The 19,604-nt window shown below is 52.0% G+C and carries 19 protein-coding genes, 2 tRNA genes and 2 rRNA genes; 11 read left to right on the top strand and 12 right to left on the bottom strand.

The window, feature by feature from the left end:
* The first annotated feature begins 26 nt into the window (after nt 1-26).
* From arsC to H511_RS0119220, 3 genes are read left to right on the top strand one after another with little or no spacing between them, the layout of a single operon-like run.
* Nucleotides 27-377, top strand: a complete 351-nt coding sequence (gene arsC, locus H511_RS0119230; RefSeq protein WP_027253787.1) for an arsenate reductase (glutaredoxin) — start codon at nt 27-29, stop codon at nt 375-377.
* The gene (gene wrbA / locus H511_RS0119225; protein WP_027253786.1) at nt 377-955 is read left to right on the top strand and encodes an NAD(P)H:quinone oxidoreductase; all 579 of its coding nucleotides are present in this window, start codon (nt 377-379) and stop codon (nt 953-955) included. The genes arsC and wrbA overlap by 1 nt, the downstream gene beginning before the upstream one ends.
* Before the next feature lie 46 nt (nt 956-1,001).
* Nucleotides 1,002-1,427, top strand: coding sequence for a DUF2069 domain-containing protein (locus H511_RS0119220; protein WP_036760058.1), 426 nt, complete (start codon nt 1,002-1,004; stop codon nt 1,425-1,427).
* Between the two features lie 61 nt (nt 1,428-1,488).
* Here the strand turns inward: H511_RS0119220 and H511_RS23820 are convergent, their stop codons facing one another.
* Nucleotides 1,489-2,625 carry a DUF2066 domain-containing protein gene (locus H511_RS23820; protein WP_248616622.1) on the bottom strand — a complete coding sequence of 379 codons (1,137 nt, stop codon included), beginning with the start codon at nt 2,623-2,625 and terminating at the stop codon, nt 1,489-1,491.
* Between the two features lie 458 nt (nt 2,626-3,083).
* Between H511_RS23820 and H511_RS0119210 the strand changes: the two genes are divergently transcribed.
* Nucleotides 3,084-4,334 carry a uracil-xanthine permease family protein gene (locus H511_RS0119210; protein WP_027253784.1) on the top strand — a complete coding sequence of 417 codons (1,251 nt, stop codon included), beginning with the start codon at nt 3,084-3,086 and terminating at the stop codon, nt 4,332-4,334.
* Between the two features lie 75 nt (nt 4,335-4,409).
* Here the strand turns inward: H511_RS0119210 and upp are convergent, their stop codons facing one another.
* On the bottom strand, nt 4,410-5,036 hold the full coding sequence (upp, locus tag H511_RS0119205) for a uracil phosphoribosyltransferase (RefSeq protein WP_027253783.1): 627 nt from the start codon (nt 5,034-5,036) through the stop codon (nt 4,410-4,412).
* A gap of 194 nt (nt 5,037-5,230) precedes the next feature.
* Between upp and purM the strand changes: the two genes are divergently transcribed.
* Nucleotides 5,231-6,271, top strand: coding sequence for a phosphoribosylformylglycinamidine cyclo-ligase (purM, locus tag H511_RS0119200; protein ID WP_027253782.1), 1,041 nt, complete (start codon nt 5,231-5,233; stop codon nt 6,269-6,271).
* A 3-nt stretch (nt 6,272-6,274) separates the two neighbouring features.
* Entirely contained in the window at nt 6,275-6,919 is a 645-nt protein-coding gene (gene purN / locus H511_RS0119195; protein WP_027253781.1) for a phosphoribosylglycinamide formyltransferase, read from the top strand.
* A 64-nt stretch (nt 6,920-6,983) separates the two neighbouring features.
* On the opposite strand, the gene H511_RS0119190 is transcribed toward purN, so the two are convergent.
* Nucleotides 6,984-7,796, bottom strand: coding sequence for a class II glutamine amidotransferase (locus tag H511_RS0119190; protein WP_027253780.1), 813 nt, complete (start codon nt 7,794-7,796; stop codon nt 6,984-6,986).
* A gap of 30 nt (nt 7,797-7,826) precedes the next feature.
* Nucleotides 7,827-8,411: a D-sedoheptulose 7-phosphate isomerase gene (lpcA, locus tag H511_RS0119185; RefSeq protein WP_027253779.1), complete on the bottom strand. Its 585-nt coding sequence runs from the start codon at nt 8,409-8,411 to the stop codon at nt 7,827-7,829.
* Between the two features lie 357 nt (nt 8,412-8,768).
* Here lpcA and fadE point away from each other — a divergent pair, with 357 nt between their 5' ends.
* Complete coding sequence (gene fadE, locus H511_RS0119180; protein ID WP_027253778.1) at nt 8,769-11,222, top strand: acyl-CoA dehydrogenase FadE; 2,454 nt, start codon at nt 8,769-8,771, stop codon at nt 11,220-11,222.
* Between the two features lie 155 nt (nt 11,223-11,377).
* Here the strand turns inward: fadE and H511_RS0119175 are convergent, their stop codons facing one another.
* Both H511_RS0119175 and dnaQ read right to left on the bottom strand, forming a co-directional pair.
* Entirely contained in the window at nt 11,378-12,634 is a 1,257-nt protein-coding gene (locus H511_RS0119175) for a TIGR03503 family protein (RefSeq protein ID WP_036760054.1), read from the bottom strand.
* Between the two features lie 7 nt (nt 12,635-12,641).
* Nucleotides 12,642-13,373, bottom strand: a complete 732-nt coding sequence (dnaQ, locus tag H511_RS0119170) for a DNA polymerase III subunit epsilon (protein ID WP_036760053.1) — start codon at nt 13,371-13,373, stop codon at nt 12,642-12,644.
* Between the two features lie 51 nt (nt 13,374-13,424).
* On the opposite strand from dnaQ, the gene rnhA reads away from it, so the two are divergent.
* On the top strand, nt 13,425-13,889 hold the full coding sequence (gene rnhA / locus H511_RS0119165; RefSeq protein WP_027253775.1) for a ribonuclease HI: 465 nt from the start codon (nt 13,425-13,427) through the stop codon (nt 13,887-13,889).
* Nucleotides 13,890-13,905: 16 nt separating this feature from the next.
* Here rnhA and H511_RS0119160 read toward each other — a convergent pair whose 3' ends face one another.
* Complete coding sequence (locus tag H511_RS0119160; protein WP_081669334.1) at nt 13,906-14,649, bottom strand: methyltransferase domain-containing protein; 744 nt, start codon at nt 14,647-14,649, stop codon at nt 13,906-13,908.
* Between the two features lie 38 nt (nt 14,650-14,687).
* Between H511_RS0119160 and gloB the strand changes: the two genes are divergently transcribed.
* The 3 genes from gloB to H511_RS0119145 all read left to right on the top strand — a co-directional run bounded on the left by gloB (nt 14,688) and on the right by H511_RS0119145 (nt 17,793).
* Complete coding sequence (gene gloB, locus H511_RS0119155; protein ID WP_027253773.1) at nt 14,688-15,446, top strand: hydroxyacylglutathione hydrolase; 759 nt, start codon at nt 14,688-14,690, stop codon at nt 15,444-15,446.
* A 71-nt stretch (nt 15,447-15,517) separates the two neighbouring features.
* The gene (locus H511_RS0119150) at nt 15,518-17,107 is read left to right on the top strand and encodes a LysM peptidoglycan-binding domain-containing protein (RefSeq protein WP_027253772.1); all 1,590 of its coding nucleotides are present in this window, start codon (nt 15,518-15,520) and stop codon (nt 17,105-17,107) included.
* Nucleotides 17,104-17,793 carry a YIP1 family protein gene (locus H511_RS0119145; protein WP_027253771.1) on the top strand — a complete coding sequence of 230 codons (690 nt, stop codon included), beginning with the start codon at nt 17,104-17,106 and terminating at the stop codon, nt 17,791-17,793. The genes H511_RS0119150 and H511_RS0119145 overlap by 4 nt, the downstream gene beginning before the upstream one ends.
* Here H511_RS0119145 and H511_RS0119140 read toward each other — a convergent pair.
* The 5 genes from H511_RS0119140 to H511_RS0119120 form a co-directional block, all read right to left on the bottom strand.
* On the bottom strand, nt 17,759-18,616 hold the full coding sequence (locus H511_RS0119140; protein ID WP_027253770.1) for an endonuclease/exonuclease/phosphatase family protein: 858 nt from the start codon (nt 18,614-18,616) through the stop codon (nt 17,759-17,761). The genes H511_RS0119145 and H511_RS0119140 overlap by 35 nt on opposite strands.
* Nucleotides 18,617-18,833: 217 nt before the next feature.
* Nucleotides 18,834-18,910: transfer RNA gene (locus tag H511_RS0119135), tRNA-Trp, on the bottom strand.
* 23 nt (nt 18,911-18,933) lie between these two features.
* Nucleotides 18,934-19,010 (bottom strand) — tRNA-Asp (locus tag H511_RS0119130).
* A gap of 41 nt (nt 19,011-19,051) precedes the next feature.
* Nucleotides 19,052-19,167: ribosomal RNA gene (gene rrf, locus H511_RS0119125) — 5S ribosomal RNA — on the bottom strand.
* Between the two features lie 240 nt (nt 19,168-19,407).
* Nucleotides 19,408-19,604: ribosomal RNA gene (locus tag H511_RS0119120) — 23S ribosomal RNA — on the bottom strand; the annotation flags it as partial.

The following is a 19,604-nucleotide window of genomic DNA, read 5'->3' as shown; positions in this document are numbered from 1 at the left end:
AAGATACCGACAATCCGGGAGATACTATGTCTGTCACCATTTATCACAATCCACGCTGTTCAAAAAGCCGGGAAACCTTAAGCCTGCTTGAAAGCAAAGGCATCCAGCCAGACATTATTAAGTATCTGGAAGAGACGCCTTCCGCAGAACAATTAGCAGAGTTGCAACGTAAACTGGGGTTTGACTCTGCCCGCCAGATGATGCGCACCAAAGAAGACATCTACAAAGCGCTGAACCTGGGCGACGACTCTGTCTCTGAGCAGACGTTACGCGAAGCTATGGTTGCCCATCCCAAACTGATTGAGCGCCCTATCGTAGTCAAAGGCGATAAAGCGGCGCTTGGCCGTCCGCCTGAGCAAGTACTGGATGTTCTCTGATGCTACCCATTCTGGTGCTCTACTATAGCCACCATGGCAGCACCCGCCAGCTCGCCAGACAAATCGCCCGCGGCATTGGCCAGATTGAAGGGTGTGAGGCGGTGCTGCGTACCGTCCCTGAAATACGTGCAAACGGCGAGCTGGAAAACGCGCAGGACAACGGCGATCCCTATGTTTCAGTGACTGATCTGGAGCAGTGTCAGGGGCTGGCGCTGGGCAGCCCTGTCCGCTTCGGCAATATGGCCGCGCCCCTGAAACACTTTATCGACAGTACCAGTGCGCAATGGCTCTCGGGCAGCCTGATTGGCAAACCCGCCTGCGTGTTTACCGCATCGTCTTCGATGCATGGCGGGCAGGAAACGACTCTGCAGTCCATGCTGTTACCGCTTCTGCATCACGGCATGCTGGTATTGGGACTGCCTTACTCCGAGCCACTGCTGCATACCACCCAGTCTGGCGGAACCCCCTACGGCGCCTCACACCTCAATCAGCACGACGGGCTGACACCAGACGAAGCATCGCTGGCGCAAGCGTTAGGCAAAAGGCTGGCACAAACGGCCAGGCAGTTGCATCAATAAGTATTATCCTGTCGCATCTGCGCAGTTTATGGATACGGATACCGATATGAAACCGATGAGCCCTTCAACCCGGAAATTACGCTACTTCGCACTGACAGCCAACCTGTCTCTGCTGCTGTGGGTTTTTCTGTGGCAGAGCGTGATTTCACCCCACCCGCACCTGAACAACTATGTAGTCGCCGGAATGTGGATACTCCCTTTGCTACTCCCCCTGAAAGGGATGCTGGAAGGTAAGCCTTATACCCACGCATGGGCAAACTTCATTCTGATGTTCTATTTTCTGCACGCCCTGACGCTGCTTTGGGTAGACGGCGGGGAACGCTGGCTGGCATTGATTGAACTCGGGCTGACCACCGCGGCTTTTTTCGCCAACATTCTGTTTGCACGGACACGAGGCCGGGAAATGGGCAACAAGCTTAAAAAGCTGTCTCAGGTTGAGCGGGAAGAGCGCGAAGCCCACGGCGATAAATAATACCAGCACGAGAAAAAAGAACCCCGACACTCAACCGGGGTTCTTTTTTCTGTAATGACAATCAGGCGTTTGGATTCCAGTAATACAGACCAACGCTAGATGCTGCAGGCTGAGTACCGGACACATCCAGTTGAGGCAATGGCTCAGACGCCGAGCCTTCTCTGGAGGTCGGCACAATAATACCGTTCAGATTTTCCCGGCTTTCATCTCCTGGCGATTGATTATCAAAAGTAACATCACGCACCAGCGACGACACCGGCTGGGCCTGAATTCTGGGCTCCATGCTCAACTCGCGGGCAAACACCTGCTCGTTGCTCAACAGCTGAATCGCAAAGCGGACCTTATCACCCTGCAAGTGACTGGCATTCACAGAGGCCACTGAGCTGAGATCTTTCAGCAGTTTTTCGAGCTGAAAAAAGTCTTCAACCCGGCGTACATTCGCCACGTCAATGGCAAAGCCGCCTTCGGTGGCACCACCCAGCTGGACGGCATAGCGTGCTGCCAGATTGTCAGCAACCTGATCCATCATCGCCGTAATGGCCGCCGTACTGTCTCCGCTGTTACGTCCCTCAAGTGACGCTGAATGGCCATCCAGCATGGCTGCCGGGGAACTCGGAAACAGTTGCCAGGCCAGCTGCATGCTGTCGCTGCGACGCTGAACACGCGCAATCAGTACTGCATCGGGCTGATAGCGAGTGCTGGCATTCGCAATGGGCTGCGAAAATCCGCCCCACAAATCCGGCACACTGATCGCCGTCACGTCCTGAAAATCACCGATAGGCAGCAGCACCGGCACGCCGCGATGTGCCGCCGCCAGATTCAGATTCGCTTGCAGGCTATTGCCGGACTGATCCCACACTATCGCGCGATCACGATTAGCCTCTTCCACCAGCCAGACAAGCACAGTAGGACGCTGCTCAGACCAAAAGGTGGCATTGGCCTGAGTCAGCAGCGTACGGATTTTCTCGCTGTCAAAACTGATTTCCAGCACAGGCTGTCCCTGCTCATTACCGTAGCCCAGCTGGCTGACATAAGAGCCGCTGTTTTCCAGCGCTTTCTGGATAACTTCGTTGCTGGCGATGTCTCGCTGCCCGGACACTTTCACCAGCACTTGTTGTAAGGCGGCAACCCGCGCGGTCTGCTCAGTTTGCCGGTCGGAATCAGGCAGAGGCACCTGCGCCTGATATAAAGTATTCACTGTAGCCGCCTGCAGCGGCAAAGCCATGAGCGCTACAAGGAAAAAAGCAACACGCCACATAAATCACTCGTCGAATATCATTGTAAATAAAGGATGAGAGCCACCCTGTTGTAAGAGTTATGACTGCAGTGAGCATAACCTGACGTCAGCAAATTGACAGGACTCACTATACCTTAGCCAGCGACAAATGACGTTATTTACCATAAAAAAATACCAAAAACGGGGACAAGTTAGCTTTCTTTCTTCATACAGGTTGAGCTTGCAACCGGGTGCTGGCACTCGAAGCAAACTGATGGCATACCCATCGCAAGATGAAATCATAGCCAGTCCGCACGCTTCAGCCTTTCACGCCACACTAATAACAGGATTATAAAATTAATACTCAGGAACATTGGGGAAACGTTTGCGCTTGTGCTAGCATTGCGCGATTTTTTTTATATCAAGGGAGATTCGTGACAATGATGCAGATATTACAAGGTGTGCAGATGCTTTTTGTAGCATTTGGTGCACTGGTTCTGGTACCGCTTTTAACCGGACTGGATCCCAACGTTGCGCTGTTCGGCGCCGGTATCGGCACCTTACTTTTCCAGGTCATCACCAAACGCAGTGTCCCCATCTTCCTTGCTTCCTCTTTTGCTTTCATTGCTCCCATTCTTTACGGCGTCCAAACCTGGGGGATCCCAGCAACACTCGGTGGCCTGATGATGGCCGGGGTGATCTACCTGATCATGGCCAGTGTGATTAAAGTGCGCGGGGTCGGCATTATTCATAAACTGCTTCCGCCTGTAGTGGTTGGCCCCGTCATCATGGTGATCGGGTTAGGGCTGGCACCTGCGGCGGTCAATATGGCACTGGGAAAAAGCGGTGATGGCGCCATTCAGATCGTCAACGGCGATGTGGCTCTGTGGATTGCCAGTATCTCGCTGCTGGTGACTATTCTGGTCAGCGTATTTGCCAAAGGCATCTTCAAGCTGGTGCCTATCATTTCAGGTATTCTGGCCGGTTATGCCACCAGTCTGGCATTCGGTGTGGTCGATTTCACCCCGGTACAGCAAGCGAGCTGGCTGGCCATGCCGAATTTCACCATGCCGGAATTCAATATCAATGCCATTCTGTTCATGATTCCCGTCGCTATTGCCCCGGCGGTTGAACACGTGGGAGACATGCTGGCCATTTCCAATGTGACGGGCAAAGACTATCTCAAAAAACCGGGTCTGCACCGCACCATGGCCGGTGACGGCGTGGCGACTATTGCCGCGTCCATGTTTGGCGCGCCGCCCAATACCACTTATTCAGAAGTCACAGGTGCCGTGATGCTGACCAAAGCATTCAACCCGGCCATCATGACCTGGAGCGCAGTCACTGCCATCATTCTGGCTTTTGTCGGTAAGCTGGGCGCCACACTGCAAACCATTCCCGTGCCTGTGATGGGGGGGATTATGATTTTGCTGTTCGGCTCGATTGCGACTGTAGGGCTGAATACTCTGATTAAGCATCAGGTTGATCTGCACAAATCACGCAACCTGGTGATTGTGGCTGTGACTCTGGTGTTCGGCATTGGCGGGATGGCATTTGGCATTGGCGAATTCAGCCTGCAGGGCATCAGCCTGTGCGGTATCGTGGCCATTGTCCTGAACCTGGTGCTGCCGAAAGACCTGGGTGAGAGCAAAGTGGTGGATAATGCGCAAATGGGTTCTAACGACGCCTGATGCCATGGTTCTGAGCCAATAAACAGAGTCAAAAAAACCGGCGGACTGCCGGTTTTTTATGCGCGTTATCTGCTGTTACTTGGTGCCAAAGATTTTGTCACCGGCATCACCCAGGCCTGGGACGATATAGCCTTTGTCGTTCAGCTTCTGATCGATAGCCGCTGTATACAGCTCTACATCCGGGTGCGCTTTCTCAAGAGCTGCGATGCCCTCAGGCGCTGCCACCAGCACCAACACTTTAATGGCATTACAGCCGTGCTCTTTCAGCAAATCAATCGTGGCAATCATAGAACCACCGGTCGCCAGCATAGGGTCCACCACCAGCGCCATACGCTCATCAATGTTTGATGCCAGCTTATGGAAATAAGGCACAGGTTCCAGCGTTTCCTCATCACGATAAATACCGACCGTGCTGATACGGGCACTAGGCATGTGTTCCAGCACACCGTCCATCATACCCAGACCGGCACGCAGAATCGGCACCACTGTCACTTTCTTACCTTTGATTTGATCAACCTCAACCGGGCCATTCCAACCTTCAATGGTAATTTTCTCTGTTTCGAAATCAGACGTCGCTTCATAAGTCAGCAGGCTTCCCACCTCAGTCGCCAGCTCGCGGAACCGCTTGGTGCTGATGTCGGCTTCACGCATCAGGCCAATTTTATGCTTCACCAGCGGGTGTTTTACCTCAACGACTTTCATCTTGGACTCCTACACAACAAAATTTCAAAAAAATCGATCTATTATACACTAGTCCATAGTCTTACAGGTAGGGAATAGCCGCTTATCTGCTTAGCATTTCCCCAGCTGGAATATTTGACGCAAACGTTTTCCTTTCCACCCTGACTGCTGTTATCATACTGCGGATTTTGCGATTTAACCGGTGAGGATCTGTTGTGAGCGGTAATCATTCTTCTCTTAGTTACAAAGATGCAGGTGTCGATATTGATGCAGGGAATGCCTTGGTTGATCGAATCAAAGGTGTAGTCAAACGCACGACTCGTCCTGAAGTCATGGGTGGTCTGGGTGGATTTGGCGCCCTGTGCTCACTGCCGACCAAGTACAAAGAACCTGTACTTGTTTCCGGTACAGACGGTGTAGGAACCAAGCTGCGTCTGGCGATGGATCTGAAAAAGCACGACACCATTGGTATCGACCTGGTCGCCATGTGTGTCAACGATCTGATCGTACAGGGTGCAGAACCGCTGTTTTTCCTCGACTACTATGCCACGGGCAAGCTGGACGTGGACACGGCAGCAAGCGTAGTGAGCGGTATCGGTGAAGGTTGTGTGCAGTCTGGCTGTGCCTTGATCGGTGGTGAAACGGCGGAAATGCCGGGCATGTACCATGGTGAAGATTACGACGTGGCCGGATTTTGTGTCGGTGTCGTGGAAAAATCTGAAATCATCGATGGCACCAAAGTGAAAGCAGGCGATGCACTGATTGCCGTCGCATCCAGCGGCCCTCACTCAAACGGCTATTCTCTGATCCGTAAAATCCTTGAAGTGTCGCAGGCTGATCTGACTCAGGATCTGGAAGGTAAGCCATTGGCTGACCACCTGCTGGAACCCACCCGCATTTACGTGAAATCCGTACTGAAGCTGATGGAAAGCTGCGAACTGCACGCCATCTCTCACATTACCGGTGGCGGTTTCTGGGAAAACATCCCACGCGTACTGCCACAAGGTACAAAAGCGGTTATTGATGGCAAGAGCTGGCAATGGCCAGCCGTGTTCAACTGGCTGCAAACCGCGGGCAATGTGGAAACGCATGAAATGTACCGTACCTTTAACTGTGGCGTTGGCTTGGTCATTGCCCTGCCTCAGGCACAGGCGGAGCAAGCTGTTGCCCTGCTGAATGCTGAAGGCGAGAGCGCCTGGCTGCTGGGAACCATTGCGGATGCTGCCGAGGGTGAAGCCCAGGTGGAGATTCGCTAAGCAATGAAAAACATTGTTGTCCTCATATCAGGCAGCGGCTCTAATTTACAGGCCATCATAGATGCCTGTGAAAACGGCGTGATAGATAACGGCCGCATTGCAGCCGTTATTTCCAATAAATCGGACGCCTATGGCCTGGAGCGGGCGCGACTGGCCGGTATTGCAACGGCCCACCTCGCTGCAAAAGATTATGCCGACCGCGACAGCTTTGATCGCGCACTGGCTGATCTCATCGATGGCTATCAACCGGACTTAGTGGTGCTGGCAGGCTACATGCGTATCCTGAGTGGCGACTTTGTCCGTCACTACCATGGTCGTATGCTGAACATCCACCCCTCCCTGCTGCCTAAGTATACCGGCCTGCACACCCACCAGCGTGCGCTGGAGGCCGGCGATCAGGAACACGGCACCAGTGTGCACTTTGTCACGGAAGAGTTAGACGGTGGTCCGGTCATTCTGCAAGCCAAAGTGCCGATTTTTTCTGATGATACAGCTGAAGATGTGATGGCACGGGTTCAGCAGCAAGAGCACAGAATTTACCCATTGGTGTGTCAGTGGTTCCTGCAAGGACGGGTGATCATGCAAGATGATGCCGCCTTGCTGGACGGCGAGCGTCTGCCACAACAGGGTTACGCCTCGGAAGAGTGATCTTTCGGTGCCAAATACAAAAATGCGGCTATACAGCCGCATTTTTTATATCCAGGGAACAAGATTAACTCGGTGACGGCGGGGGATCTTCCGGTACGGCCAGCACGCGCTTATTGATCAGTTCGCCATAATGGAATACCGCAAATTCACCCGTTGCCATTTTGTGCCAGCGCTCATCATTGGTCAGCGGCTGAGTGGCAATCACAGTCACCACATCATTCGGTGTGGTCTCTTTCTGAAAATCAATGGTGACATCTTCATCAATCAGCGAGGCTTTGCCAAAGGGTGCCCGCCGGGTGATCCAGTGCAGGTTATTCGTACAGTAAGCCAGTACAAACTCACCATCACTGAGCAGCATGTTGTATACGCCGAACTTCCTCAGCTCATCGCAACATTCAGCCACCACCTCAAAGATCTGGCTCCAGTCATCCGGTGGCTGGGGAAACTTGCTGTCAATCTGATTCATCAACCAACAGAAGGCAATTTCGCTGTCTGTATCTCCGACTGACTGAAAGCGCCCGACTTCCAGTTCTTCATACCCTGTCAGCTGGCCATTATGTGCGAAAGTCCAGTAGCGTCCCCATAGCTCACGGGTAAAGGGATGGGTATTTTCCAGACACACCCCACCCCGGTTCGCCTGCCTGATATGGCTGATCACCGCGCAGCTCTTGATCGGGTACTGTTGTACCAGCTCAGCAATTTTAGAATGGCAACTGGGTTTGGGATCTTTGAATGTACGAAACCCTTTACCCTCATAGAAGGTAATGCCCCAGCCGTCTGCGTGCGGGCCGGTTCGCCCACCGCGCTGCATCAGACCGGTGAAACTGAAACAAATATCAGTAGGCACGTTGGCACTCATGCCAAGCAATTCACACATGTTTCCTTATCCCTCAGTCAGGCTGCCGAATTACTCGGCCTCTTCCATTTCCTTTTCAACCAGCATGATAAGAATATGGATGATCTTAATGTGGATTTCCTGAATGCGATCAGCATAACCAAAATGCGGCACACGAATTTCCACATCCGCAATACCGGCCATCTTGCCGCCGTCTTTGCCTGTCAGCGCAATCACTTTCATGCCTTTCGCTTTTGCCGCTTCTATGGCCTTCAAAATATTCGCTGAATTACCTGACGTTGACAGACCAAACAGTACATCGCCTTTCGCACCAACCGCTTCCAGGTAACGGGAGAACACATATTCATAGCCAAAGTCGTTACTGACACAGGACAGATGGCTGGGATCAGAGATCGCTATGCCCGGATAGCCCGGACGGTTATCCCGGTAACGGCCAGTCAGCTCTTCGGCAAAGTGCATCGCATCACAGTGCGAGCCGCCGTTGCCACAGGACAGAACCTTACCGCCTTGTTTGAAAGAGTCTGCCAGCAGCTTTGCGGCAGCCTGAATATCCGCCAGATTTTTTTCATCGCTGATGAATCGGTTCAGAACGTCCGCCGCTTCAGTCAGTTCGGCACGAATGAGATCTTGGTACATAGGCTTTTCTCTGTGAATTGTTGTGTAAAGCAAGGTATTCCCTGCCGGATATGCCCTGACAGGCAGTTTACCCACAAACACTAGGAAGTGTCGACTGACCGGGCTGCAATTGCAGTGATTTTCCCCTCATATCAGCGTCCCGACGGACAAGGAGCCCGGTCTCCTGCCACTTTTACCGCCTTTTGGTCGCCCCTATCCTCCAATGACGATGAGAACCTGCTCAGCAAAACCAAAAAAAGATTTTTACATTTCGCTAAAGATTACCTTACAATCAAATCAAGTGGTATGACCTCTTACCCGAATACAAAATTCATTAAAAATACCCTAAGGGAATATCTCTAATAAGGAGAAGAAAGAATGGCTACACTCGTGTACCTGCTGGGGTTGTTGGGGATAACCGGAGTGCTCGCTTATCACAGAGCCAGCCTCAGAACCTTCACCCTTGTTTTCGCCGTAGCGCTTGCTGTTGGTACTGTGCTGGATATCACCGGCGAATACAGCTGGCTGGCTTTCCTGATCATTGCATTACCGCTGAATCTGCAGGCAATCCGTCAGAAATTACTCAGCAAACCTGCCCTGAAAGCCTTCAAAGGCGTGATGCCGGAAATGTCGCGGACAGAAAAAGAAGCGATCGACGCCGGCACTGTCTGGTGGGAAGCGGATCTGTTTCGCGGTGCGCCGGACTGGAACAAGCTGCATGATATTCCTGCACCACGCCTGAGTGCAGAAGAGAAAGCCTTCCTGGAAGGCCCGGTCAATGAAGTCTGCCGTATGGTCAATGACTTTGAAGTCACGCATGACATGGCCGATCTCCCTCCGGAAGTCTGGCAGTTCCTGAAAGACAAGAAATTCTTTGCCATGATCATCAAAAAAGAGTTCGGTGGTCTGGAGTTTTCGGCTTATGCGCAATCACTGGTACTGCAAAAGCTGTCCAGTGTGTCTATGGTAATGTCATCAACCGTTGGCGTACCTAACTCATTAGGTCCGGGTGAGCTGCTGCAACACTACGGTACAGAAAAGCAGAAAAACCACTACCTTCCCCGCCTCGCAGCAGGTAAAGAAATTCCCTGTTTTGCTCTGACCAGTCCGGAGGCAGGCTCTGATGCCGGCGCGATTCCAGATTTCGGTATTGTCAAAAAAGGCCAGTGGCAGGGTGAAGAAATCCTGGGTATGGAGCTGACCTGGAACAAGCGTTATATCACGCTGGCTCCCGTGGCCACGGTTCTGGGCCTGGCTTTCAAACTCTACGATCCTGAGCATTTGATAGGCGATGAAGAAGAACTGGGTATCACCTGTGCCCTGATCCCGACTCACTTAGACGGCGTGAAGATCGGTCGCCGCCACTTCCCGCTCAACGTACCGTTCCAGAATGGTCCGACTCAGGGCGATAAAATCTTCGTTCCGCTGAGCTACATCATTGGTGGTCAGGAAATGGCGGGACAAGGCTGGCGCATGCTGGTGGAATGCCTGTCGGTCGGCCGCGGTATCACACTGCCATCAAACACCACTGGCGGCCTGAAAACGACAGCCCTGGCAACCGGTGCCTACTCACGTATCCGTCGTCAGTTCAAGCTGCCTATCGGTAAGATGGAAGGTATTGAAGAGCCGCTGGCACGTATTGCCGGTAATGCTTATGTGCTGGACGCTGCCAGCAGCCTGACGGTCTCCGGTATTGATCTCGGTGAAAAGCCGTCGGTTATTTCTGCCATCGTGAAATACCATTGTACTCACCGCAGCCAGCGCGGCATCATCGACGCGATGGACATCATCGGCGGTAAGGGTATCTGCCTGGGTCCAAGTAACTTCCTGGCGCGTGGCTATCAGGGTGCGCCTATCGCGATCACCGTGGAAGGCGCCAATATCCTGACCCGCTCCATGATTATCTACGGTCAGGGTGCCATTCGCTGCCATCCCTATGTGCTGACAGAAATGAATGCTGCCTACAACGAAGACCAGCGTCAGGCACTGATCGACTTTGACGATGCGCTGTTTGGGCATATTGGCTTTGTGATCAGTAATTTGATGCGCTCATTCTGGCTGGGTCTGACCGACGGTCGTGGCTCTTCCTCACCGCGTAAAGACGCCACTAAACGCTATTACCAGCAGTTGAACCGCTACAGTGCCAACATGGCTTTGCTGTCTGATATGTCAATGGCTGTTCTGGGTGGCTCACTGAAGCGTAAAGAACGCCTGTCGGCGCGTCTGGGCGATATCCTGAGTCAGCTGTATCTGGCCTCTGCGACCCTGAAACGTTATGCCGATGACGGCAGTAAGCAAGAAGATCTGCCGCTGGTTCACTGGGGCCTGCAGGATGCGCTGTATCAGACCGAGCAAGCCATCGACCAGTTCCTGCGCAACTTCCCTAACCGTGCCGTTGCCGGACTGCTACGCGTGCTGATCCTGCCGCGTGGTCTGTCTCGTGTTCAACCCAGCGACAAACTGGATCACAAGCTGGCCGTTATGCTGCAAACACCGTGTGAAACCCGTGATCGGTTAGGCCGCGGTCAGTTCCTTGAAGCCATTGAGACTAACCCGGCAGGTATGATGGAAGAAGCGCTGAAAGACATTCTGGCTGCGGAACCTCTATACGATAGAGTCTGTCAGGCTGCCGGTAAAAAACTGCCGTTCATGCAGCTGGATCAAGTGGCTGACACCGGCCTGGCGCTGAAGGCAATCAACGAAGATGAAGCTGAGCTGCTGCGACGCGCTGAAGCTGGCCGACTGCGCACCATCAATGTGGATGACTTCGACCCCCAGCGTTTAGTCGCAGGCGTGGCTGATACGCAGAAAGACATTGAAAATGCTGCGTAACTATTTACTTACGTAACAGCCTGCTTGCGTAAACACATCTGCTTGTTTAAAGCACAAACCAAAAGGGAAGCATAGCGCTTCCCTTTTTCTTTTCATCTGATTGTCCGGCCTGATTAACATGGCACCCAATTCAGGGATCAGTGCGCCTTAGACGGCTAGACCTTCATATCCGGTGGTATTTCCAATTTCGGTGCTTCCGGTTCGGCTGCAACCGATTTTGTTCGTCTTTTTCTCAGCATCACAAAGACCAGCGCCATCAATACCATCACACCGTTCCCCGCCAGAATCATTTTCCATGCCTGCCTGCGGGCGGCCAGCTGTTCTTCGAGCCGCTGTTTTTCAGCTTCAAGCCGGGCTTTTTCCTCTTGCCGGGCACGGTACTCTGCCAGGTTCTTATCCAATTGCAGTACCGACGTAATGGCAAAATGGCTTTTCTCTAACGGAAAAACCAAAGGCCGCTTTTTATAGGTGTCCGTCGCGTAAAGCCAGCCGGACCAGGCATAACTGCCGGGCTGGTGCAAATTAGGAACGGCAACGTTCAGGTTAGTTGTCTCTGGCTGAGACTGCTCCTGACTGACGGTCACGCTGCCATCAGGAGCTTCCTGCTCGACATGTACTGACACAGAACCTGGCTCAATCATGCCTTCTTCAGAGGTCACTACCAACTGATGGGCATCTTCCTGCGCTCTTGCCTGAATGAAAGTGGATAAGACCGGCGGCGGATAAACCATGACCTGCTGCTCATGGGTACGAAGAAAAATGCCATTACCTGAGGTGATCTTCACTCGGTATCGACCCGGCTGGATGTGTACCGGCAGGGCGACGGTAAACACACCGTCGCCGGGGGCTTCATCAAGCTTCAGCCCATCATCGGCAAACTCACCCAATGACAGAGGGGTGGGTAAAGCATCTTCAGACTGCGTTTCAGGCTCGTCCACATATTCATAGAAATTCACCGACATCTTGACGCTGTCAAGAAAATCCCTGTCAGTGAGCAGCTCACCATCCTGGGTCAGACGAGCGGTGAATTTGTAAGATTCACTCTGATACAGTCGTTCCGGCAACGGTGCCGCATCCAGCTTCAGGTTGGAAAGCACCTTGACCTGATTCTTATCACTCACCCGGCCAACCGCCTGCCAGGGGCCCGGCATCGGGTTTTCAATCGTGATAATGTCCCTGCCCGGCTCTTCGTGCCAGGCGACATTATCCGGATGCCGCCACGGATAGTATTTCTCCCCGTCCGGCCTGACCAGGACCACATTCTGGTTCTCGGTCTCTCTTTCTACCACGAAGGCCACTTGCTTGATGGTAGGATCAACCCGAAATCGGTTGTCCAGCCAGGACGCTGCCTGCACGCTTTGCGTACCAAGCAGCACCGGGATCAATGTAGACAGTAACGCTAGCCTTCGCATGCTTCTCCTATCGACGCCAGAGTGTGACGTCGCCTTTTTTCTCAATGATATCCAGACGCGCTTCATGCGCTTCTAGTTCATCGGCAGAAGCACGGATAATCTTTAATGTTTTCCTTCCCGGGGCAAGACGGCGTATCCCGCTTTCTGCACCACTGTCACTTTCTTCACCGGCGGCATTTAATGCCAGCGAGGTCTGCCCGCCCGTCATCATCAGATAAACGTCGGCCAGGATCTCCGCATCGAGCAAAGCGCCGTGCAGTGTACGGTGAGAGTTATCAATACCGTAGCGCGAACAAAGTATGTCCAGATTATTGCGTTTACCCGGGAAGATTTTCTTCGCCATGTCCAGGGTATCGGTCACCGAGCAAAAGTCGGTGGTTTTTCCGATCGAAGGATCCAGCTTCCTGAATTCATAATCCATGAAACCGATATCGAAGGGGGCGTTATGTGCGACCAGCTCAGCACCGCGGATAAAATCCATAAACTCGTGATGGATGTCAGCATAGGTCGGCTTATCACGCAGAAACTCGTCCGTAATACCATGAACAGCAACAGCTTCTGGATCAATCGGACGATCCGGTTTGATGTAGACGTGGAAGGTCCGTCCGGTGAATTTTCGGTTGATGATTTCCACAGCACCGATTTCAACGATGCGGTGCCCTTCATAGTGAGGGCCGGTCATATTCATACCTGTGGTTTCGGTATCAAATACAATTATGCGTTCATTGGTGGCTTTCATAGTATCGGTTATGTCAGACTAGAGTTTTAATAAAGATGAATACTACCAAAGATGACCAAGCAGGTAGAGATTTTCACCGACGGTTCTTGCCTCGGCAACCCAGGCCCAGGTGGCTATGGCACAATTTTACGTTATAAAGGTCATGTCAAAGAGCTCAATGATGGCTTTTTCATGACCACCAATAACCGCATGGAACTGCTAGCGGCCATAGTCGGACTGGCCAGCCTCAAAGAATCGTGCGAGGTAGATTTAACCACAGATAGCCAATATGTACGTCAGGGGATCACACAGTGGATCCACAACTGGAAAAAGCGCGGCTGGAAAACAGCAGATAAAAAGCCGGTCAAAAACGCCGATCTGTGGCAGCAGTTGGATCAGGAAACGCAACGCCATCAAGTGCGCTGGCACTGGGTAAAAGGCCATGCCGGTCATCCCGAAAATGAACGCTGTGACGAACTGGCCCGCCAGGCAGCCGAATCCCCCTCGAAAGACGATACCGGTTACCGGGAAAGCTGACGGCTCGCAGCCGGAGTTATCCCGACTGTTTCTTGTTAGCCTGAGAGCGGCAGTTCACTCTGATAGGCGTGAGTTGCCGCCGCAGCTTCCAGCTTGGTTTAATCGGCTTGAGTGGAAAAGTGCGCTTTCTGGCTACAATCAGATAAATCCCGCCGATTCCGGAGAAGGATCCCGATAGCATGCTTTCTGCCCAGGCAGAAAACGCCGGATACCGGGTCGGAGGTAAAATCGCCAGATTTTCATGAAATACCACTTCGTAATTCAAGACCCCCAGCCAGTCTTTGACCCGGATAGGCATGAACATGCGTCCCGACCAAGGCGCACGTTTCCGGTTCCAGGGCAACAGCCCCCGCATACCGTGCAAGCTGAGAGGATTATAACCCGTGATCAGCAAATAGCCGTCATCGACCAGCACCCTGTCCACTTCCCGAAGCAAGGTATGGGGATCACCACAGAAATCCAGCTGATGCGCTAACACACAGGCATCAAAGGATTTTTCCAGAAAAGGTAAGGCCATAGGATCCGCTTCAAGATTGCGAAGCGGATTATCGCGATCAATACAAACCTGATGGCGGATGTTACAATGACCACTGACTAATTCGCAGCTCAGGCCGCCCAACTTCAGCATGTGGTAGCCAAAGAGTCTCGGCCACCATTCATCCAGCTGAGCCTGAAGCATTTGTGCCGCCCATTCTCCCTGAACCAGCTGAGACCAGGAATAGGGTGTGTCGATTTCTTTTATCGTGCGGGCTGGCTTCATAAATGATGACTCACACATCAAGGACTGGAGACAATTTCATGCTAACTATTAAGAGCATACCTGCATTTAACGACAATTACATCTGGCTAATTCAAGGGCCGGATAACCGCTGTGTTGTTGTTGACCCGGGCGACGCCACTCCTGTTCTGGATTGCTTACAAGCTAACACTCTGACACTTGAAGCAATCCTGATTACCCATCACCATCATGACCATGTTGGCGGAATCAGTGAACTGAAGCGGGCTTTCCCCTCATGTAAGATAGTCGGCCCAGGCGCAGAAGCCATTCCCGGATTGACACAGTCGGTCGAAGATGGCGATCAGGTAGATATTTTCGGCGAACGTTTCATGGTGCTGGGCTTACCCGGTCATACCTCGGGACATATTGCCTATGTTGGCGATGGCAAACTTTTCTGCGGCGACACATTATTCTCAGCTGGCTGTGGCCGTCTGTTTGAAGGCACGGCAGCCCAGATGTACAATTCGTTACAAAAATTAGCCGCATTGCCAGACGAAACAGAAGTTTTCTGTGCGCATGAATATACCAGTAGTAATCTGGCCTTTGCGCTAGTTGCAGAGCAGGATAATCCCCACCTGCAGCGTTACCGTGAAGAGGTCAGTCAGCGACGTGCCCGTGGAATAAGTACGATCCCAACGACTTTAGGACTGGAAAAACGCGTCAATCCGTTTTTACGCTGTGATCAGCCAAGTATCAAAAAAGCTGTTTCAGATAAAGCGTTTAACGATAGTGACCTGGAAACCTTCGCAGCCCTCAGACGCTGGAAGGACAATTTTTGAAGGACGGTCACTTGTAACCAGCACCTTTCGCCAAGTATTATCACCTGCGATTTTGGCTAAAGGCAGGTTACATGAAATCCCGATTTTTTTTAGCGAGTGCGCTGCTTCTGGCTGGTTGCCAAATAACAGGAAATTCTCAACAAGAGCCTGTGGCAACTAATCAGGAAAGTTCAGCTGCAGCGCAAGATAATAACAATACAGATACAGGCACAGCAGACAAGTCAGTGACCGCATTGGATACAGCAATGGCTGCTGTTGCTCCGCCAGCCCCCGTGGTGACACCACAGGAACAGGATGATGCATGGCAGCGTATCGCCATGCAGCTCAAATTCGATGTCCCGGATAACAAACGTGTCAATTATTACCGTAACTGGTATCTTCGCCACCCCGGACATCTCACTATCGTCGCTTCACGTGCAGAACCTTTCCTCTATTACATTACTGACGCTGTCGAAAAACGTGGCATGCCGCTGGAATTGGTCCTGCTGCCTATCGTAGAAAGCTCATTTGATCAGTTTGCCTATTCGCATGGCCGCGCGGCCGGTTTGTGGCAAATCATCCCAGGTACAGGCCGCCAGTTTGGCCTGAAGCAAAACTGGTGGTATGACGGTCGCCGCGATGTCGTCCAGTCAACCGAAGCAGCCCTTGACCTGCTTGAGTACCTCAACCGCCGTTTCGATGGTAACTGGCTGCATGCTCTTGCCGCTTATAACTCAGGAGAAGGCAGAGTATTCCGGGCGATTCGCGAGAATAAGAAAGCCGGTAAGCCTACAGACTTCTGGTCACTGAATCTGCCGGAAGAGACCAGCGGATACGTGCCAAAGCTGCTGGCTGTCGCTGACATCGTCCGTAATCAAAGCAAATACGGCGTCGATATTCCTTTCATTGCCAATGAACCTGCGGTTGAAACCGTCGATCCAAAAACTCAGATGGATTTGGCTATGGCCGCCAAATATGCAGGACTTTCTCTTTCAGAGCTGAAATCGCTCAACCCTGCTTATAATCAGTGGGCAACAGCACCTGAAGGCCAGACGCATCTCCTGCTGCCAGTAGCTAATGTCGCGACTTTCAATCAGTCCTTTGAAAAGAATGGCCGACAGGGCATGAAAGTCGTGCGCTATCAGGTCAAAGCCGGAGACAGCCTGAGCGTGCTGGCCAAGAAGCACCATACTTCGGTTGATCTCATTCAACGGGCTAACAAAATGGCAGGTTCAGGCATCAGAGCAGGTAAGCATATCCTTATCCCTGTTGCTATGAATGGTGAAAATGCACTTCCAAGCTTGACCGAAGTTCGCTCCCAGGTCAGCCACGGCAGCGGATACCGCACGATTTACAAAGTGGAGTCCGGTGACAGTTTGTGGACCATTGCGAAAAAACAGAAAGTCAGTATTAAAGAGCTGATGAAGTGGAATGGCTTAAGCAAGCAATCAACGCTTCGCGTCGGACAAAAGCTGAACATCTGGAAAACCAGTCAAAGCGGCGGTGTGATCAGAACGGTTTTCTATGAAGTCCGTACCGGCGACAACCTCAGTGCTATCGCTGATCGTTTCAATGTAAAATTGGCAGATGTGATTAAATGGAACCAGCTGGGAAGCCAGAAGTACCTCAAGCCGGGCCAGAAGCTGAAGCTGTTTGTCGATGTCACTAAGGTGAGCGTATGATGCCGTCCAGCAATCCATTTATCGCTTTACTGGACTTGTTTCGCTCCCCGGCAGATTGCTTTACCGCATTGCACCAGCGCCCTAAATGGGCGCTGTTACCTTATCTGCTATTGATACTCACCCCCTTTGGTTTGTGGGGCAGTTACTTTAATCAGGTCGATCTGGCCTGGCTGCAGGACACACTTCGCAACCAGTTACCCCAACTGACAGAAGAAAATCAGCTTGATTGGCTGTCACGCGAAGTGCTGCTTGCCGGAGAAGTGTTCAGTGATATTTTTGGTCGCACTGCCAACCTCCTGCTTTTGGCGCTTTGGTTGAATCTGGCGACCAAGAACAGCAAAGCGCCACAAAGTTTCGGCAAGTGGCTGGCTGCGAGCTGCTTTATTATGCTGCCAACTCTGATCGGTGATCTGGCCAGCTATCTGAATGTATTGTTCAATCCAGCGCAAGTACTGCCAAACGCCGCTGACTTGAACAGCCTGAACGCTTTCATCAAACTGCCGATGCATCATCCCTGGGCCGCTTTTGCCTCCAGCATTCCTTTGCTTGCACCATGGTATATTGCGCTTAGCTATATAGCTGTCAGCCTGTGGTGTGGTATTGAGCGCGCCAAAGCCATTGTTATTGCCGCATTACCTTGGCTGCTGGTCGTTACTGTTTGGCCCCTTTTGATTCTAGCAGCCTGAAACGGGCAATGATTGGATGGTGATCTGAGGCATCAGTTACTGGTGCCTCTGCCTGTTCCAGCTTCAGACCACGGTAGAACAGGTGATCAAGCGGCCAGCCGAGGATTCTGATTCGCAGATCTTTTTCCATTGTCGCCTCATGAAGTGCTAACTGTTCAGCGAACTCTTGAACCACCGCCATCCGCTCCTCGCGCCAGGTGTTGAAATCTCCGGCCACGATCACAGGGCCTTCTGCCTTACCAATCTGATTGGCTAATGCTGCAAACTGCGCCCGATACTCATCCACCCCCCAGGCAAAATTAATTCCATGCAAATTCACTACAGTGAGGGTTGAGCCATCTGATAATGGGTATCTCGACAACAATGCAGATTTAGGTAAACGAAGCCAGGGCTCTACCGCCAGATAAGCACAGGTCTTTTCTGCCTTTTCCCGTGACAAGTTCATTACCCCCGCAGGGGTATCTAAGAAGGTAAAAGCATTTGCCATTGTCACCTGCCAGCGACTTTCTTGCAGGTACTGGCCTAGCTCCTGAGTTAATTTCGCCTCCTGTAACAGGACTAAATCACTGTCTGCACTAAACCCGACGAGAGCCTGATGCCAGCTATCTCGCTGCTGCTTGTAAATATTCCAGACCGTAATACTTAACTCACCATTTTTATCTATCGACGCTGCTGATGCATTTTCAACACAGCGAATACTGTACTGGCTAACCTGAGCGCCAGACGCAACTTCAGGCTGTTCTGGTACATTAAAGGCCAGATATGCACCAGTCACGACCACCGCCATCAGAAACAAAGCCAAGTAACTCAATTTTTTCAGCATCAGTACACCCTTCAGCTCGATTGATCATATTGGTAAGCAAGTTGTTATATTATCAGTCGGCTGGCTTCAGACATACCCTAAGTGAACCTGTTGCAAAATCCTCAAAGCCAGTAACACAGATGGATAACTGAGCAGGAAACAGAAGGTGACTGGAAGAATTGAGACGCGCTGAACCACAGACAAAAAAGCCCCGTCCTAAGACGAGGCTTTCTATAGGTGGCAGGGGATGACGGATTCGAACCGCCGACATTCGGTTTTGGAGACCGACGTTCTACCGGGCTGAACTAATCCCCTGCAAGCTATTGCTAGCTAATAAGTGGCGGAGCGGACGGGACTCGAACCCGCGACCCCCGGCGTGACAGGCCGGTATTCTAACCAACTGAACTACCGCTCCACACGGCCGAAACCAGAGTAAATCTGATTTCTAAATAGGAAGCCTGGCGATGTCCTACTCTCACATGGGGAGACCCCACACTACCATCGGCGCTGCTGCGTTTCACGTCTGAGTTCGGCATGGGATCAGGTGGGTCCGCAACGCTATGGTCGCCAAGCAAATTCTGGTTGAAAATATCCCGCTGGTTATAAAGCCCGCTATCGGCGTTAAGTGGCTCTCTCGTTCGGTCATTTAGCGTACTAAACTCCCTCTCTCGACTCACAACTTGCCTTGCTATCGAACTTTATCCCGGCGCTACCTGAGCAGGTGGGATATTTTCACAATTCTGGAAACTAACTAGTGTTCTCAGCACAACATTCAAGTGCTTATGGAGTCCGTAAAACCCCTTGGGTGTTGTATGGTTAAGCCTCACGGGCAATTAGTACAGGTTAGCTGAGCGCCTCACAACGCTTACACACCCTGCCTATCAACGTTCTAGTCTCGAACAGCCCTTCAGGAGGCTCAAGGCCTCAGGGATGACTCATCTCAGGGCTCGCTTCCCGCTTAGATGCTTTCAGCGGTTATCGATGCCGAACTTAGCTACCGGGCAATGCG

This window comes from Photobacterium halotolerans DSM 18316, from assembly GCF_000425165.1.
In the GTDB taxonomy this organism is placed as follows: domain Bacteria; phylum Pseudomonadota; class Gammaproteobacteria; order Enterobacterales; family Vibrionaceae; genus Photobacterium; species Photobacterium halotolerans.
This window is presented reverse-complemented; position numbering and strand designations above follow the sequence as displayed.